We start from the raw sequence: 17111 nt of genomic DNA, 5'->3' as shown, positions 1-17111 counted from the left end.
ATGACCTTGTTTTAATCGCCGTAAGGTAACTTACAACGCCTAAACGAGCGCGATATTCTCTGCCCCCGCTTGCCATCAGAGACCCGCGAGGGCCCGATTTATGATTTACATAAAGGTCGGCACGGCTTTGCGTGTGTTTTATCGGGCCGTGACCCTCGTAGCTCGCATTTGGAATGAGGGGTTCGAAGGGCGTATCACCAGTATAGCTAGCCGCATTTGAGGGTCCCCCGGTTTCTCATCCAACCTGAAGGTGAGTTTCCGGCGTTCATTCGGCCGCCTTTGTGGCCGCTGCAGCAGCATATTCGACCGGCGTCATCCAGCCAAGCGATGTGTGAGGACGGCTCTCGTTATAGTCCCGTCGCCAGGCCTCGATCTTGGCTCGGGCGTCGGTCATGGACAGGAACCAATGCGCGTTCAGGCACTCGTCGCGAAGGCGGCCGTTGAACGACTCCACGAAGGCATTGTCAGTGGGTTTGCCCGGTCGGCTAAAGTCCAGCGTGACGCCGTTCTCGTACGCCCAGCGGTCGAGCGCCTTCGAGATGAACTCCGGACCATTGTCCACGCGAATGGTCTTGGGCACGCCGCGGATAGACGAAATCCGTGCCATCGCGGCGACGACCTGTTCGCCCTTGATCCCCTGGTCGACGTCAATCGCCAATGCTTCGCGGGTGAAGGTATCGACGACGGTCAACGCGCGTAACCGCCGGCCATCGAACAGGGCGTCCGAGACGAAATCCATCGACCACATCTCGTTCGCCGCCAACGCCGCGGGTTGCCGTTCGCGGTTCGCAGCGCTGACGTTGCGCCTTGGCCTCTTGAGCCGAAGGCTCAGTCCATCATTCCGATATAGCCGATAGACGCGTTTGTGGTTCACGACCCATCCTTCCCGGCGCAGCAGGATGTAGATCCGGAAATAGCCATAGCGCGTCCGCGTCGCCGCCAGAGCACGGATGCGCATCACCAGCGGTGTCTGGTCCGGCTTGTGCGAGATGTAGCGCACCGACGACCGCTCGACGCCCAGCGCCGAGCAACTGCGCCGTTCGCTCACGGCATGGGACGCCTGGACGTACGCGACGAGGTCGCGTCGTCGTCCAGGCGTCAGAGCTTTTTTGACAGGACATCCTGCAAAATGTGCTTGTCCAGACTCAGATCGGCAACCAGCTGTTTTAACTGCCGGTTCTCATCCTCGAGCTGCTTCAGGCGCCTCAGCTCGCCAACCCCGAGACCGCCGTACACCTTCTTCCAGCGGTATAACGTCTGCTCCGAAATCCCCATCCGCCGGATGACTTCGGCAACCGGTGTGCCGGTTTCCGCCTGCTTCAGCGCGAAGGCAATCTGCTCGTCCGTGTACCTAGATTTCTTCATTTCCAGTTCCTTGCCCGAAGGCTTCACAAGGCCGGAAAACTCTCGCTCAAAATGGACTAAAAAACAGGGGGGACGTCAAAATCGCTAAGACCCGTTGACCCGGAGTCTATGGCGCCGCCCTGAGGTAGACCGATTATTCGTAGACATTGTTCATAGCGGCGGCGTAGACGAACGTTAACGTCGATACCCGAGGGCTCGCACATAATGCTCAATTTTCCCCGCTGGAAAATTATATCCATAACCGGTTTACTGTTAGCGCTATGCTTACTGGCCATCCCTAGTTTTCTACCAGAAAGGGTTACGAGCAGGTTGGGCGGTATACCGAACCCACATGTCAATCTGGGGCTTGATCTTGCCGGAGGTAGCTACCTGCTGCTCGAGGCGGACACTGCCGACCTTGCCGCAACGCGGATCGAAGCGATGCGCGACAGCGTGGCAGGCATGATGCGCAACGGAACGCCGCGGATCGAGATCGGCGACATTTCGACACGCGGTGGTCAGTTGACTTTCCTGCTGCGAGATCCGTCACAGACACAGGCCGCGCAGACGCGTCTGCTGGCGATTACCGGCGGTGGCTCCGAGGTAAGTGGCCAGCGCGAGTGGAATGTTAACGTCATCGACAGGAGCCGCTTCGTGCTCAAGCCGACAGAGTCGGGCTTGGCTCAAGCCGTGGACACAGCAATGAAGGACGCAACCGAAGTTGTGCGCCGCCGTATCGACGAACTTGGGACGAAGGAACCAACGATCGTTCGGCAGGGCGCTCGGCGAATTGTGGTTCAAGTGCCGGGCTTGAAGAACCCCCAGGCACTCAAGGAATTACTTGGAAAAACAGCTAGGCTTGAGTTCAAGCTGGTTGATCAGAACGTAAGCCCAGCCGACCTGATAAAAGGCTTGGCTCCGTATGGTAGCGAAGTTGTTCCTTATCCGGACAATCCGACTGGAATACCATTCGAAGCACTTAAGCGCTCCGCAGTTATCTCTGGCGACCAAATCGCGGATGCGAGGCAGGAGTTTGATCCTCAAACTAATTCACCAAATATCGGCATTACTTTCGACGCCGTTGGCGGACGGCGTTTTGCAAAAATTACGACAGAAAACGTTAACAAGCCATTTGCTATCATCCTCGATAATAAAGTTATTTCGGTAGCTAACATCAATGAACCAATCCTTGGTGGCCGCGCAGCTATTACCGGAAATTATACCATTCAGACCGCAAATGATCTTGCTATTGCGCTGCGTTCGGGCAAGTTGCCAGTAGCATTGAAAGTTGTCGCCGAGAGCACGGTCAGCCCCGATCTGGGCAAGGATTCGATCCGTGCCGGCGTGCTCGCGTCGATCGTCGCCGCGCTGCTCGTAATCATATTCATGTTTGTCACCTATGGCCGGTTCGGCCTGTATGCGAACCTCGCGGTGGTCATCAACATCCTGGTCATCGTCGCCGTCATGGCGATGCTGAACGCGACGCTGACACTGCCCGGTATCGCCGGCTTCGTGCTGACGATCGGTACCGCGGTCGATGCCAACGTGCTGATCAACGAGCGTATCCGCGAGGAACGGCGACGCGGACGTAGTGTCGTCCAGTCGGTCGAACTCGGCTACAAGGAAGCATCGCGGACGATCTTCGAGGCCAACGTGACCCATGCCATCACCGGTGTGATCATGCTGCTGCTCGGCTCGGGCCCCGTGAAGGGTTTCGCGGTCGTGCTGCTGATCGGGATCTGTACGTCGGTGTTCACCGCCGTCACGTTCACGCGGATGATGGTCGCGCTGTGGCTGCGGAAGAACCGCCCCACCACGATCAATATTTGAGGCGGGAGATTACCATGCGCCTGCTGAAACTCGTACCCGACAACACCAACCTGAAGTTCGTGTCGCTCCGCAAATGGGCGTTCGGGCTGACCCTGCTGCTGTCGTTGCTGGCGATCGGACTCGTCGTCACCAAGGGCTTGAACATGGGCGTCGACTTTGTCGGCGGCGTGCTGATCGAAGAGAAGTTCGCGACCCCGCCGTCGATCGACGCGGTCCGGACCGAAGTCGACCGGCTCGGCGTAGGCGAGGCCTCGATCCAGTCGTTCAGCGACCCCAAGACGCTGTCGATCCGCCTGCCGATCCCGCAGAGCAACGACGAGGGGGCGACCAACCGCCTCGTCAAGAGGGTGTCGGACGACCTCGCGGCCAAGTTCCCCGGCGCGACCTTCTCGAAGTACGACACGATCTCGGGCAAGGTATCCGAGGAACTGATTAGCAAGGGTCTGCTCGCGGTCGGTCTCGCGATCCTCGGCATCGCGCTGTTCGCGGTGGTGCGGTTCGAATGGCAGTTTGGCGTGTCGACCGTCGTCGCGATCGTCCACGATCTGTTGATGACGCTCGGCTTCTTCGCGCTGACGCAGTTCGAGTTCGACCTGAACATCGTCGCGGCGGTGCTGACGATCATCTCGTACTCGATCAACGACAAGATCGTGATCGACGACCGTATCCGCGAGAACATGCGCCGCTATCGCCAGATGGACATGCGCGATATCATTGACCTCTCGGTGAACGAGACGCTGCCGCGTACGGTGATGACCTCCGTGACGATCCTGCTCGCGTTGATCGCGATGTTGGTGCTCGGCGGCCACGTGCTGCGCGGGTTCACCGCTGCGATGATCTTGGGCATCGTCGTCGGGACGTATTCATCGGTTTACGTGTCGTCGTCACTGCTCATAACGTTGGGCTTGGGGAAAGATTCAAAGTTGCCAGAAGAGGGGAGTCATGGAAGCCTCTAGCAATCCAGACAGGATGCCTAATGTTAATTATTTTTAATGTGGACTATCTTGCATGTTCATACTTTGAAGAATGCTTTTGGAGCTCAGTGTTCTCCTGCTAAGATCTGTCGAGATCATGTAGAGCTGCTGTTAATATAGACTGGCGCTGCAGAAGCCATTGCATATTGTCTCTTCCCGATGTATGTCGTCAAGATTGACCCGATTTGATACAGTGCTAAAGAGGCGTTTTGGCGTCGGCGTATGTCAATCTTGTTGGAGTCTGATTTCTACAGCAAGGTGTCGAAAGTTGCGGCTGCTGCAACACGGCGGCAGTCCTTCAGCCGTCCGAACATGATCTTGATACGGCTACGGCGCCTGTATCGGCGCTTGTCGTATCTGATCGGCTCGAGCCGGGACCTCCGACCTGGGATGCACGGCTGGATGCCCTTGGCCTGTAAGGCATCCCTGAACCAGTCGGCATCGTAGCCGCGGTCGCCGGGCAGCCACTGTGCCTTGAGCAGATCGTCCAGCAGCGCGGCTGCACCGGTGTAGTCGCTGACCTGTCCAGCGGTCATGAAGAAGCTGAGCGGGCGGCCGTTTGCGTCGGTCGCGGCGTGAAGCTTCGTGTTCATACCGCCTTTGGTGCGACCAATTAAGCGCCCGAGATCCCCTTTTTAACTCGCAGGCTCGATGCCATGCGGTGCGCCTTCAGATACGTCGCGTCGATCATGACGGTCTTCGGGTCGGCATCAGCGGCAGCCAAGCCCTCCATCATGCGGAGGAACACACCCATCTCGCCCCACCGTTTCCAGCGATTGTAGAGCGTCTTGTGCGGACCGTAGTCGCTGGGCGCATCACGCCAGCGCAGCCCATTGCGGTTCACGAAACCGATGCCGCTCAACACCCGCCGGTCGTCAACTCGCGGCTTGCCATGGCTCTTTGGGAAATATGGCCGCAGGCGCGCCATCTGCTCCTCCGTCAGCCAGTACAGGTCGCTCATCCTCAGTCTCCTCACGGAGCCTGAATCAGATCGCGCCTTTTAACATCAATGGGTCCTGACCCTAGGCGACATCGCCGTCGCAAGCATGGTAATCCAAAATAGATTGAAGGCGACGGCCATTGCGAGGGCTACGGCTGAGACGAAGTTGACGACGAGTTTGTCGTATCGGGTAGCAACGCGGCGGAAGTCTTTTAGGCGGAAGAGGGCATTCTCGACGAGGTGGTGGCCGCAGTATCGTGGTTTTTCGTAGCGAATGGTTCGCCTCCGGTTCCAGCGTCCAGGAATGACGGGGATGGCGTCTGCCTCACGGAGAGAACGGCGTAGGCTATCGGTATCGTAGCCATTGTCATTGAGCGGATATCGCATGCGACCGACCTGTTCGAGAAGGGCGGGCGCGGCCTTGATGTCGCTGCCGTTACCTGACGTCAGCATCAGCGCATAGGGACTACCGATGACGTCAGTGAGGCATGGATCTTTATGGTCCAGCCATCCCGGGACCGATCGCTTGTGCGGAGCGCCCCCTTTTGAGCCAAATGCAACGCGCTGGATCTTGATGTACGTGCTGTTGATCGCGGTGCCTCTTGTCACGACGCCCGCGTCGACCAGCGCAGCGAGCAATTTTACCCAAAATCGCCGCTGCAACCAGCGGTGAAGCGATTATTGAGGTGGCCCCCTAAATGACCTGACAGGGCCCCGCTCTTAGATAAGAGTGAGGCATATGACTAACGGTACGACCAGGCGTTACAACGATGGCGAGGTTCTCTCCGGTGTTCAGCGCCGGAGGCGGTGGACACCGGAGGAAAAGGTCCGGATCGTCGAGGAAACGTATCTGCCGGGCATGAGCGTGTCGCTCGTCGCCCGTCGGCACGGCATCGGTGGCAATCAGATCTTCACCTGGCGGCGCCTGAAGGCGTAGGGTGCGCTGACCGCCGCGACAGCGGGCGAGGAAGTGGCGCCAGCGTCCGAGTACCGTGCGCTCGAGGCGCAGGTGCGCGAACTACACCGGCTGCTCGGCAAGAAGGATATAGAGAACGAGATGCTCCGCGAGGCCGTGTCCCGGGCCGCAGGCCCAAAAACGTATGGCCCGCCCCGTCCGCAAGATGATTTCTAATGGCATGATGGGTCTGCATCAACGTATCCGGTCTCGAGGATTTTCGCCCCGGCCAAGATGGGTTCCGCGCGCTCCGATCCTAATAAACTGCGCGGTGCCAAGCACCACATTTTTGGCCAGGATCTCGGAACGCCGGTTCGACCGTTATGCCATCTTTCGTCACCTTCACAGACATCGTGAGCGCCCGAGTTCTCCGGCCGCTATTCCAGAATCAAGCCACGGTAGCGGCCTGATGATCAAATTTCTCCTCATGGCGCAGCACTGCCCATGCGATGCGTGCTAGCTTGGCAGCCAGCGCAACCATCACGACATTGGGATGCAAGCGCGCGAGCATGCTCTGCAGCCATTCACCCAATCGATTTGGTTTGGCCGCCAGATGCGGCAGCGCCGCCCTTGCCCCGTGAATCAGCTGAGTGCGCAGGTATTTGTTACCTCGCTTGCTGATACCCAGCATCTTTGTTTTGCCACCGGTTGAGTGCTGACGCGGCGCCAGCCCTAGCCAGGCAGCAAGATCGCGCGCTTTTCCGAAGGCGCTAGCGTCTCCGACCGCTGCGACCAACGCTGTCGCGTTAATGATGCCAATCCCCGGTATTGTTGCCAGCCGTCGCGCCATCACATTTTCGCGGGTCAGCGCCGCGAGTTCGTCATCATACGCTGTGATCCGTTGATCGAGACTGCTCCAGTCGGAGCTTAGATCCTCGATCAGTCTTCGCGCTCTGTTACTGATCGCTAGTTCGTCCTCGATCAGCTCGCCAAGGCGTAGCTTAAGGGATGCCCGCCCCTTTGGCAGGACGATCCCGCGCTCGAGCAGCACTGCACGCAACTGATTGATTAGCGCAGTGCGAGCGCCAACCATGCGCTGGCGTGCACGGTGTAACACCTGCAGATCGAGCTGTTCCTCGCTCTTGATGGTGACGAACCGCATCGTTGGTCGGGTCGCCGCTTCCGCGATCGCTTCGGCGTCGCGGTCGTCGGTCTTTTGTCCTTTTACGTACGGCTGAACGTATTCGGGTGACATCAGCTTTACCGTGTGCCCCTGCGCTTCGAGCGTCCGTCCCAAGTAGTGCGCGCCACAGCAAGCTTCCATTGCGATGGTGCACGCGGGAAGCCCTGCAGCAAAGGTTACCACCGCGTCCCGGGTCATCCTTTTGCGCGTTAACAACGCCCCGGTGTTATCGAATGCCGCCAAGCTGCAGCTGTTCTTGCCCAAGTCGATCCCGAGTACTGCGATATCATTCTTCGTCATCGGTCCTCTCCTCGTGAAGCAGGCTTCAAAGAGCTTCAGATTATCAGGGGCGGGCCATCCCATAAACTCCTGTTGCGCTCGACCTCGTTGCCGCGGGATGGACGGTGAGCGCGGTCGCAGAGGCGGTCGGCATCACTCGCCCACAGCTGTCCGCGATGCGCCATCGCCCAGCGTCCCGACCACGCGGACGACCGCCGTTGCCGGATGCCGAGCTGGTCGTCGACATCCGGCGGCTCGTTGCCGATCTGCCAACCTATGGCTATCGCCGCGTTCATGCTCTGCTGCGCCGGGAAGCAGAGAAGACCGGGCGCGAAGCGCCTAATCCGAAACGCGTCATTATTACCAGTATCACCGACGGCAGCGCGATGACGGCGGCGAGCGCGATCAACTGCGCCGCGGACGGCCGGCTCAAGTGGCGCAGCACGAGCGCAAGAGGCTCGGGCGAATTGGCCAGTTGCGTAAACGGCAAAGCGCCAATCGCAGAGATTGCCACCGCCATGTAGATGACCGTGCACACCAGCATCCAACCCATGATCCCGACCGTCAGGTCGCGCTTCGGGTTCCTGGTCTCCTTGGCGGACGTTGCGACGGCGTCGAACCCGTAAAAGGCAAAGAACACGATCGCCGCTGCCGCCATCACCCCGCGCTTGTGACCGCCGGTATCGGTCGAGCCGAAGCCGTAGGGCATGAACGGATGCAGATTGCCGCTCTTGAACGCGGGCAGCGCGTAGATGACGAAGATCGTCAGCGCGGCCAGTTTGATGACGACGAGGACGATGTTGAGCGTCGCGCTCTGCCGCGTACCCAGGATCAACATCCCCATCACTGCTAGCGACACACACACCGCCGGCAGGTTGATCAGCCCCCCGCCATGCGGTCCGACAAGCAGCGCCGCCGGTAGATGAATGCCCGCCGCCTGGATCCAACCGATGAGCTACCCCGACCAGCCGACCGCGACCGTCGAGCACACGAGGGAGTATTCGAGGATCAGACTCCATCCAACCACCCACGCGACAGTTTCGCCGAGGGCTGTGTAGCTGAAGGTATAGGCGCTGCCGGCCGCCGGGATCAGCGTGGCCATCTCCGTATAGCAAGCGCGGCGCAACCGCACACGACGCCGCACACTATGAAGGCAAGTATCACCGTAGGCCCGGCGCGTTCCGCACCCGCGCCTACCAGCGTGTATATGCCGGTGCCGACGATCGCGCCGACACCCAGCGCGATCAGATGTGGGCAACTGAGGGTCTTGGCCAAACTATGCTGTTGGAATTGGGCAGGCATTCCAAACGGTTTCCGCGGTCCAAACATGTACGCACCCCCATAGGTCGAACTTAGTTGAAATTGGGCCCGAGATGACTGCGCAGATCGAGCAACGTCGATCGGAAGCGGCTGGCTAGCAGCGTGCTCAACTGAGCGTCGTCCCGCGCCAGCTAGGTATCAAGGAGTTCGCGGTGTTCCAGATACGCGCCACCTTCATGTTCAGCGAGTTCAAGACGCGCGACCACATATAGCTCACAGATCATGTCAACGCTGACGTGCCCCCCGGTTTTTCATCCAACGTGAAGGTGAGTTTCCGGCGTTCATGAGGGTCCCCCGGTTTCTCATCCAACCTGAAGGTGAGTTTCCGGCGTTCATTCGGCCGCCTTTGTGGCCGCTGCAGCAGCATATTCGACCGGCGTCATCCAGCCAAGCGATGTGTGAGGACAGCTCTCGTTATAGTCCCGCCGCCAGACCTCGATCTTGGCTCGAGCGTCGGTGATGGACAGGAACCAGTGTGCGTTCAGGCACTCGTCGTGGAGGCGACCGTTAAACGACTCTACGAACGCATTGTCGGTGGGCTTGCCCGGTCGGCTGAAGTCCAGCGTGACGCCATTCTCGTACGCCCAGCGGTCGAGCGCTTTTGAGATAAATTTCGGCCCGTTGTCCACGCGAATGGTCCTGGGCGCTCCGCGGATCATCGAGATCCGTGCCATCGCCTCCACCACCTGCTCGCCCTTGATTCCTCGGTCGACGCCGGTCGCCAGCGCTTTGCGGGTGAAGGCGTCGACGACCGTCAGCGCCCGTAATCGCCGGCCGTCGAACAGGGCATCAGATACAAAGTCCATTGACCACATCTCGTTGGCCGCTAGTGCCGCGGGTTGCCGATCCCGGTTGGCAGCGCTGACGTTGCGTCTTGGTTTTTTGAGCCGAAGGCGCAGTCCATCATTCCGATATAGCCGGTAGACGAGTTTGTGGTTCACGACCCATCCTTCCCGGCGCAGCAGTATGTAGATCCAGAAATAGCCGTAGCGCGGCCGCGTTGCTGCCAGATCACGGATACGCATCACCAGCGGTGTCTGGTCCGGCTTGTGCGGGATGTAGCGCACCACCGACCGCTCGACGCCCAACGCCGAGCAACTGCGCCGCTCACTCACGGCATGGGACGCCTAGACGTACGCGACGAGCTCGCGGCGTCGTCCAGGCGTCAGAGCTTTTTGACAGGACATCCTGCAGGATATGCTTGTCCAGGCTCAGGTCGGCGACCAGCTGTTTCAGCTGCCGGTTCTCATCCTTGAGCTGCTTCAAACGCCTCAGCTTGCCGACGCAGGGACCGCCGTACACATTCTTCCAGCGATAGAACGTTTGCTCCGAGATCCCCGTTCGTCGGATCACCCCGGCCACCGGTGTACCGGTTTCCGCCTGCTTCAGCGCGAAGGCGATCTACTCGTCCGTGTACCTAGATTTCCTCATTTCCAGTTCCTTGCCCGAGGGCTTCTCAAGGCCGGAAAACTCCGGCTCAAATTGGACTAAACGTATGGCTCGCCCCGTCGGCAAGCGGTTTGTATCTGACGTTCTGAGCAGTCTGCGAAAACGTATCCGGCCTTTCGACACGAGGTCGTTGGCCAAGATGGAGATCCGCGCGTCCTGGTCCTCATAACAGGGTCGGCATCGAGTGCCATTTTTAGCCATAGGGTTCCAAGACACCGGTCGACTGTCAGGCCATCTTTCACTTACCTCCCGCAGACATCATCCAACCGGTGCATATCGCATCGGCCGATCTCATTCACGCCGCTTGCGCGACCGGATCGTAGGCGCGCTCGTGCCGCAGCAGCGCCCAGACAATACGTGCCATTTTGGCCGCCAGTGCCACCACGACCGTGTTCGGATGGGAGCGCGACAGCAGGCCGCGCAACCACGCGCCCAGCCGTGTGTCGCTCTTGCTCATTGTCGGCAGTGCCGAACGAGCGCCCTGGATTAGGTTTTTGCGCAAGTACCGGCTTCCGCGCTTGGTAATGCCAAGCAGCCGAGGCTTGCCCCCGGTCGTTGCTTGGCGCGGCACGAGCCCAAGCCAGGCGGCAAGATCCCTGCCGCGTCCGAAGGTTCGAGCGTCGCCGACGGCCGCAACCAGCGCCGTCGCGTTCAGTGCGCCGATGCCCGGAATAGTCAGGAGGCGACGCGTTCGCTCGTCGGTGCGCGCCGCGCTGGTGAACTCGGCATCTAGATCTGAGATCCGCTCGTCGAGGGCAATCCAGCGCAGGCGCATATCGCTGACGAGCCGGTGGATGCGAAACCCTAGCACTGGCTCGTCGCCGTCGAGCATCTCACCCAGCCGGACCGCTAGCTTTGCTCGCCCTTGCGGCACGATATAGCCGCGCTCGAGGAGGAGGCTCCTGATCTGGTTCATCAACGAGGTGCGATCTCCGACGAGCTGGTCGCGAATGCGGTGCAGCGTCTGCATGTCGAGTTGCTCCTCGGTCTTCAACTCAACAAACCGCATGGTCGGACGTGTCGCGGCTTCCGCGATCCCTTCGGCATCGCGGTCGTCGTTCTTCTGCGCCTTGACGTAGGGACGAACATACTCCGGCGACATCAACCGTACAGAGTGGCCCTGTCGTGCCAGCGCCCGCCCCATGTGGTGCGCTCCGCAGCAGGCCTCCATCGCTACTACGCAGGCCGGCAGCGCGGCCGCATAAGTGATGACAGTCTCGCGTCGCATCCGCCGGCGGACAACGACCTTACCGGTTGTATCCAAGCCGACCACACTGCAGCTGTTCTTGCCGAGATCGATTCCAAGAACTGACACGTTCATGACCTTCGCTCCTTCCTCAAACGACCCGCTGTCGTGACATGACAACGTTTCAGATAAGGGGCGAGCCATCCATAATAGGGGGAACGTCATGGCTAGATGCCCTTAGCTTCCAAGGCATCCCTGACCAGTCGGCATCATAACCGCGATCACCGAGCAGCCACTGCGCCCTTGGCACGGCGTCGGGCAGGGCTGCCGCGCCAGTGTAGTCGCTGATCAGGCCCACGCTTACCTCGTAACTACTCGTGGCTCTCCGGCCGCCTTGTTATTGTGCGCGGCTCTTCATGGTATGCGCTTGCCAGCGTAACGGCCTATGCGACGACGTCAACAGCGCGGGGTGAGGATCGTTCTTCGATGTCGTCGGCATTGTAGGGGCTGCCATACCATTCGCGCAGGTGGTCCTGCTCTACATATGTCGGGTCGGCGATGGCGCCGAGGAACATCTCGAAGCCGAATAAGCCACCGATATCCTCGGGCGGACCGTGCCGTTAGCTATTGACGAAGCGGGGGTATTTCACGTCGGCTTCGCCGGAGCCGAATGTCTCGATGGTGATGGTATGCCGGAATTCGTCGCCCACTCATGCAGCGTCTGCGGAACGCAGCCGACCTTCTCGGCAATCAATACCACGATCGCCCATCTGGGCGGGTGATCCCGCTCGTGATCAAAGAGCATCCGTACCGTCCGCTCACCTTGGGTACAACTGGTTCGTCGCTTTTCTCGTGGCTCCAATTTCTCAGTAGTTGCAGCTTTAGACAAGCACGGGGCGTTTCACTTTCAATGATTGATATATCATATATCTTATTACAATGGCACGTTATTTTTAAACAATTTGTACTAGGCTTGGGTCTTGGAAGGAAAGCGCTCAGCGCAATCATCAATCGATGATTCATCAGGTCGGCCTATTTTTCCTAATGCCCGCGCTTTTCTACCATAGACTCTTTCGAAGAGTGGCGTTGTCATTAATGTTGTAACTATCGCCATTACAACTAATACAGAGAACAACGGAGCACCGATAATACCCTTTTGCAGGCCAATATTTATCATAATCAACTCCATCATTCCACGAGCATTCATGAGCGCGCCAACAGCCATAGCGGTATTGCTGTCTTGCCCCGTAGCGCGGGCTGCCGCCCAGCATGCCATTCCTTTGGAGGCAATTGAGCCAACAAGAACTACCGCGGTAATCACTGTCAGGTTTAAGCTATCGACGACCGTCAGTTGCGTATTCAGCCCTGAGAATGTAAAGAATATTGGTAAAAGCAGTACCGCAGTAAATGGTTCAACCTGTTTTTTGATCTCAAGTGATAGTAGGCCTCGTGGCATTGCTACTCCGAGCAGGAATCCACCAAATACTGAATGTAGTCCAGCAGCATCCATCGTCCATGCACTTAGCCCGAAGAGAATTATGCTGATGGCCAAGATCGAAGGCGTGACCTTGCCTTCACGCTCCGCCCTTTGGGCGAGCGGCGCCATAAGCTTTGGTCCGAGAAAAATCATGAAGGCGGCAAACAATCCGCCGCCTACTATGGCTTTCAAAGCTATGTCAGTACCGCCGCCAAAGCTTGCTAGCACGATCGCTAGCACGGCCCATGCGCATACGTCGTCGATTGCTCCAGCAGACAAAGCCAGCGTGCCGAGTGGCGTCTGGTTGAGTCCACGTTCCTGAATAATACGCGCGAGAACGGGAAACGCGGTTACCGAAATGCAGGCTCCCAAAAATAGCGTCGCTTGGAAACTGGTGACGTTCTTTCCAAAAAGGTTGTGGCTCAAAAGCCACGGCGTAAGCACGATTGAGAATAGGAAGGGCGCGGTCATACCGGCGAGGGAAACCGCAAACGCACTTTTAGCACTTAGCCGGAAATCGTGGATGCGGAAGCCTAAGCCAACGGAAAACATATATAACCCAATACCAAGCTGAGCGCAGACATACAGCACTGGCTTGGTTTCTGTTGGGAAAACCATATTCTGAAAGTTAGGCGAAATTAGCCCTAATAGCGACGGCCCTAGTATTACGCCGGCAATCATTTCACCAATAACGTGGGGCTGACTGAAGAGCCGCTTCATAATCCAGCCAACGACTTGGCATGTGCCCAGAATCACAGAAATCTGCAGAAATATCGCCACACTGAGCTCGGATAGAGCCATATTCAGGTCCCTGTCATTATACGGCCACGGGCGTTGCGTATCATGTACGCGGTAACCTATTGGTGGAAGAAGACTTAGCTGGGGAAGGAATCAAGTGAATTTTACTCATAACGCCATTATGATTGTCTCATCAACGTGTTAGCTCGTTTTTGACGTCCCCCCTGTTTTTTAGTCCATTTTGAGCGAGAGTTTTCCGGCCTTGTTGAAGCCTTCGGGCAAGGAGCTGGAAATGAAGAAATCTAGGTACACAGATGAGCAGATTGCCTTCGCGTTGAAGCAGGCAGAAACCGGTACGCCGGTGGCCGAAGTCATCAGGCGGATGGGGATTTCGGAGCAGACGTTCTACCGTTGGAAGAAGGTGTACGGCGGTCTCGGCGTCGGCGAGCTGAGGCGCCTGAAGCAGCTTGAGGACGAGAACCGGCAGCTGAAACAGCTGGTTGCCGACCTGAGCCTGGACAAGCACATCCTGCAGGACGTTCTGGGAAAAAAGCTCTGACGCCTGGACGACGGCGCGAGCTCGTCGCGTACGTCCAGGCGTCCCATGCCGTAAGCGAGCGGCGCAGTTGCTCGGCGCTGGGCGTCGAGCGGTCGTCGGTGCGCTACATCTCGCACAAGCCGGACCAGACGCCGCTGGTGATGCGCATCCGTGATCTGGCGGCGACGCGAACGCGCTATGGCTATTTCCGGATCTACATCCTGCTGCGCAGGGAAGGATGGATCGTGAACCACAAGCGCGTCTACCGGCTATATCGGAATGATGGACTGAGCCTTCGGCTCAAGAAGCCAAGGCGCAACGTCAGCGCTGCCAACCGGGATCGGCAACCCGCGGCGTTGGCGGCCAACGACATGTGGTCGATGGACTTTGTATCTGATGCCCTGTTCGACGGCCGACGATTACGGGCGCTGACGGTCGTCGACGCCTTTACCCGCGAAGCGCTGGCGATCGACGTCGACCAGGGGATCAAGGGCGAGCAGGTGGTCGAGGCGATGGCACGGATCTCGTCGATCCGCGGCGCGCCCAAGACCATTCGCGTGGACAATGGGCCAGAGTTCATCTCGAAGGCTCTCGACCGCTGGGCGTACGAGAACGGCGTCACGCTGGACTTTAGCCGACGGGGCAAACCAACCGACAATGCGTTCGTAGAGTCGTTCAACGGTCGCCTTCGTGACGAGTGCCTGAACGCACATTGGTTCCTGTCCATCGCGGACGCTCGAGCCAAGATCGAGGCCTGGCGACGGGACTATAACGAGAGCCGCCCTCACACATCGCTTGGCTGGATGACGCCGGTCGAATATGCTGCTGCCGCGGCCATCAAAGCGGCCGAATGAACGCCGGAAACTCACCTTCAGATTGGATGAGAAACCGGGGGACCCTCAAACACCGGTCGGTCTCTGGTTGCCGCTGGATGAAAGGCGGGGGTCACGTCAGTTTCATTATGCTGATCGACACTAGCACCATTTGGCACGTTCAAGGAGTCCGGGCGCAACGAGGAGTCGGCGGACCGCCTTCGCAACCGGCCCTGTCTTGCTTTCAGACAAGCGATCATTGACCGGCTGCAAGAGGGCCACCCACGTACTACCCGCACTGCAATAGCTTGCTGACGCCCGCAGATGAACCAACTCTACCGAAGTGATGGTAGATATTTCGGCTAAAGCAAAGTTCGCTAAGATATTTGAATAAACTAACTTATATAACTTAAATCAGAATGCCGTAACCTGTATATGCTATAAACAATAATTAGAATAATTAAATAGTGTAACATTATTCGAAGTATGACTCTATATCATCTATCTCAGATTGGGTCAAACTAACAAGGGGCGAGTCAGACGGCGTCATGCCGCCTAGATTATGAGACTGACTCAGCTTTGATATATCTGTTAGGGCTGCAAACCAGTATTGAGCAAGCTTTGTAATGGCAGTCTCATCAAAGAGCAAGCCAGCCCAGGTCCATTGCGCCTCTAAGACCGGATGCCCATCCTCGTCAATGGTGACAGCATCGACTTCAATCGGGTGCTCAATGGGAATCCTGTTCTTGGAAAGGTCGTGTTCAGCTACCTCACTGGAAAGATGCCAAAAACCTGTATCGTCTGGCCCGACATCAAATCTGCCGAGATAATTGAACCCAATTTGGGGAATTGTTTTAGTTGTAAGCGCGTTCTTGTGCGCGGGGCTTAAATTACAAAGCAATCCGTAGCCGATGCCGTTGTTTGGGACTGACCGAAGTTGTTCCTTGATCGACTTTATATTGCGGTTAACTATAGAAACATCTGCAGCCGATGTTGTATCGACACGCAAGATAACTGGAAACTGAGTTGTGAACCACCCTACTGTTCGCGATAAATCAATATCCGGGCGAATATCCTCCCTGCCGTGTCCCTCAAGATCAATAACGACTTCCTCATAATCGCTGTAGCCGATCTCGTTTCTCCATTTCCGAACGGCCATCGCAAATGCGGTCAAAAGCACGTCGTTGATGCGAGCGTTGAACCGCGAAAGTACGTTAGTCAGGATCGGAGACGTCACTTCTGTGGGAAGTTTTAGGACAATCCGGCGTCGCGTCGCCCAAGTGTCTACTTTAGGGTTGAAAGGCCGAGACGATACGAGCGGATCCTCGGCAGACGTTACGTTGTTCCAGAAGGTCAATTCGGAATGACGCTTGTTACTTTGGCCCTCCTCTTCGAGGATTTTTGCCCACTCACGGAATGACATACCGACAGGATCTAGGGCCGGCTTCTCGTTAGATGTAAAGGCTTGGCATGCAGCTTCTAAGTCAGGCAGGAGGATGCGCCAGGAAACTCCGTCCACCGCCAAGTGGTGAATCACGATTAGGAGTCGCCCCGCTAGCTCAGGGCCAGCATCAAGCCAGACGGCATGAAGAACCTTACCTGCCTCCAAATTAATTTTTGAGAGCGCAAGGTTCATGGCATCGTTTAATAATGTATCAAAACTATTATTTTGGCAATGCAACATGTCTAACAAAGTTACAAAGATACCGGTATCGGTACCACGTTTATCTACAAACAACTCTGGGTGAGCGTCACCAGTTTTCTTTAAAACTCTTAAGCGCAAAATATCATGGTGATCAACGATAGTTCGGAATGCTTTCTCCAAAATATCTAAACCTAGCAAGGGTGGTACTTTAACAACAATAGACTGGTAAAACGTGCTAAAATCATCAGCTCGATGGAATAGCCGAGCCATTATTGGAGTTGGTGTCAGCAATCCCGTTGGAGAAATGGTTGTCCTGGAAAGGTCCTTAAGGGGGCGTGCGAGGCTGGCGAGCGCAGCTGCGGTGGGGTGCCGGAAGACGTCACCTGGTGAGATAATGAGCCCTGCGCGTCGTGCACGACTTACCAGTTGGATCGACCTGATGCTGTCGCCGCCCATTTCGAAGAAGCTGTCGTCGATTCCGACTTCTTTGAGTCCCAGCAC

The 17111-nt window shown here is 57.5% G+C and carries 9 protein-coding genes and 8 pseudogenes; 6 read left to right on the top strand and 11 right to left on the bottom strand.

The features are described 5' to 3' along the window. Window positions 1-265 precede the first annotated feature (265 nt). A protein-coding gene (locus tag U1763_RS20895) for an IS3 family transposase (RefSeq protein ID WP_332756838.1) occupies window positions 266-1365 on the bottom strand; the annotation gives its coding sequence in 2 pieces (ribosomal slippage) (window positions 266-1113 and window positions 1113-1365; 1101 coding nt in all). 204 nt (window positions 1366-1569) lie between these two features. Here U1763_RS20895 and secD point away from each other — a divergent pair. Both secD and secF read left to right on the top strand, forming a co-directional pair. Then, a complete protein-coding gene (gene secD, locus U1763_RS20890; RefSeq protein ID WP_332756834.1) occupies window positions 1570-3174 on the top strand; it encodes a protein translocase subunit SecD in 1605 nt (534 codons plus the stop codon). Between the two features lie 14 nt (window positions 3175-3188). Beyond that, a complete protein-coding gene (gene secF, locus U1763_RS20885; protein ID WP_332756833.1) occupies window positions 3189-4130 on the top strand; it encodes a protein translocase subunit SecF in 942 nt (313 codons plus the stop codon). Between the two features lie 296 nt (window positions 4131-4426). On the opposite strand, the pseudogene U1763_RS20880 reads toward secF, so the two are convergent. Next, window positions 4427-5109: pseudogene (locus U1763_RS20880) on the bottom strand (IS5 family transposase); the annotation flags it as partial. Window positions 5110-5154: 45 nt separating this feature from the next. Further along, on the bottom strand, window positions 5155-5727 hold the full coding sequence (locus U1763_RS20875; protein WP_332756832.1) for a transposase: 573 nt from the start codon (window positions 5725-5727) through the stop codon (window positions 5155-5157). 100 nt (window positions 5728-5827) lie between these two features. Here U1763_RS20875 and U1763_RS20870 point away from each other — a divergent pair. Further along, window positions 5828-6184 (top strand): annotated as a pseudogene (locus U1763_RS20870) (transposase); the annotation flags it as partial. A 247-nt stretch (window positions 6185-6431) separates the two neighbouring features. Here U1763_RS20870 and U1763_RS20865 read toward each other — a convergent pair. After that, complete coding sequence (locus U1763_RS20865; RefSeq protein WP_332756831.1) at window positions 6432-7466, bottom strand: IS110 family RNA-guided transposase; 1035 nt, start codon at window positions 7464-7466, stop codon at window positions 6432-6434. A gap of 86 nt (window positions 7467-7552) precedes the next feature. Here U1763_RS20865 and U1763_RS21205 point away from each other — a divergent pair. Continuing rightward, a pseudogene (locus U1763_RS21205) lies at window positions 7553-7627 on the top strand (hypothetical protein); the annotation flags it as partial. A gap of 12 nt (window positions 7628-7639) precedes the next feature. Further along, window positions 7640-7801, top strand: a pseudogene (locus U1763_RS21200) (IS3 family transposase); the annotation flags it as partial. Here U1763_RS21200 and U1763_RS20860 read toward each other — a convergent pair. The 6 genes and pseudogenes from U1763_RS20860 to U1763_RS20840 all read right to left on the bottom strand — a co-directional run. Next, a pseudogene (locus U1763_RS20860) lies at window positions 7753-8774 on the bottom strand (amino acid permease); the annotation flags it as partial. The pseudogenes U1763_RS21200 and U1763_RS20860 overlap by 49 nt on opposite strands. 323 nt (window positions 8775-9097) lie before the next feature. Next, a pseudogene (locus U1763_RS20855) lies at window positions 9098-10166 on the bottom strand (IS3 family transposase). A gap of 343 nt (window positions 10167-10509) precedes the next feature. Next, complete coding sequence (locus tag U1763_RS20850) at window positions 10510-11535, bottom strand: IS110 family RNA-guided transposase (protein ID WP_332756830.1); 1026 nt, start codon at window positions 11533-11535, stop codon at window positions 10510-10512. 95 nt (window positions 11536-11630) lie between these two features. Then, window positions 11631-11755, bottom strand: a pseudogene (locus tag U1763_RS20845) (IS5 family transposase); the annotation flags it as partial. A gap of 88 nt (window positions 11756-11843) precedes the next feature. After that, window positions 11844-12008, bottom strand: a pseudogene (locus tag U1763_RS21195) (IS1096 element passenger TnpR family protein); the annotation flags it as partial. A 359-nt stretch (window positions 12009-12367) separates the two neighbouring features. Continuing rightward, a complete protein-coding gene (locus U1763_RS20840; protein WP_332756829.1) occupies window positions 12368-13678 on the bottom strand; it encodes a cation:proton antiporter in 1311 nt (436 codons plus the stop codon). Between the two features lie 229 nt (window positions 13679-13907). On the opposite strand from U1763_RS20840, the gene U1763_RS20835 reads away from it, so the two are divergent. After that, window positions 13908-15007, top strand: a protein-coding gene (locus tag U1763_RS20835) for an IS3 family transposase (RefSeq protein ID WP_332756837.1) whose coding sequence is annotated in 2 segments (ribosomal slippage) — window positions 13908-14160 and window positions 14160-15007 — 1101 coding nt in all. Because the reading frame shifts where the segments join, the coding sequence is not laid out codon by codon here. 433 nt (window positions 15008-15440) lie between these two features. On the opposite strand, the gene U1763_RS20830 is transcribed toward U1763_RS20835, so the two are convergent. After that, window positions 15441-17111, bottom strand: a 1671-nt coding sequence (locus tag U1763_RS20830) for a condensation domain-containing protein (RefSeq protein ID WP_332756828.1), incomplete at its 5' end; no start/stop codon positions are given.

This window comes from Sphingomonas sorbitolis (assembly GCF_036663875.1).
Classification (GTDB): Bacteria; Pseudomonadota; Alphaproteobacteria; order Sphingomonadales; family Sphingomonadaceae; genus Sphingomonas.
This window is presented reverse-complemented; position numbering and strand designations above follow the sequence as displayed.

Bases quoted from the DNA above. Each gene is read 5' to 3' on its own strand.
- U1763_RS20865 (WP_332756831.1), bottom strand. From the start codon at position 7,466: ATGACGAAGAATGATATCGCAGTACTCGGGATCGACTTGGGCAAGAAC.
- secF (WP_332756833.1), top strand. From the start codon at position 3,189: ATGCGCCTGCTGAAACTCGTACCCGACAACACCAACCTGAAGTTCGTG.
- secD (WP_332756834.1), top strand. From the start codon at position 1,570: ATGCTCAATTTTCCCCGCTGGAAAATTATATCCATAACCGGTTTACTG.
- U1763_RS20840 (WP_332756829.1), bottom strand. From the start codon at position 13,678: ATGGCTCTATCCGAGCTCAGTGTGGCGATATTTCTGCAGATTTCTGTG.
- U1763_RS20850 (WP_332756830.1), bottom strand. From the start codon at position 11,535: ATGAACGTGTCAGTTCTTGGAATCGATCTCGGCAAGAACAGCTGCAGT.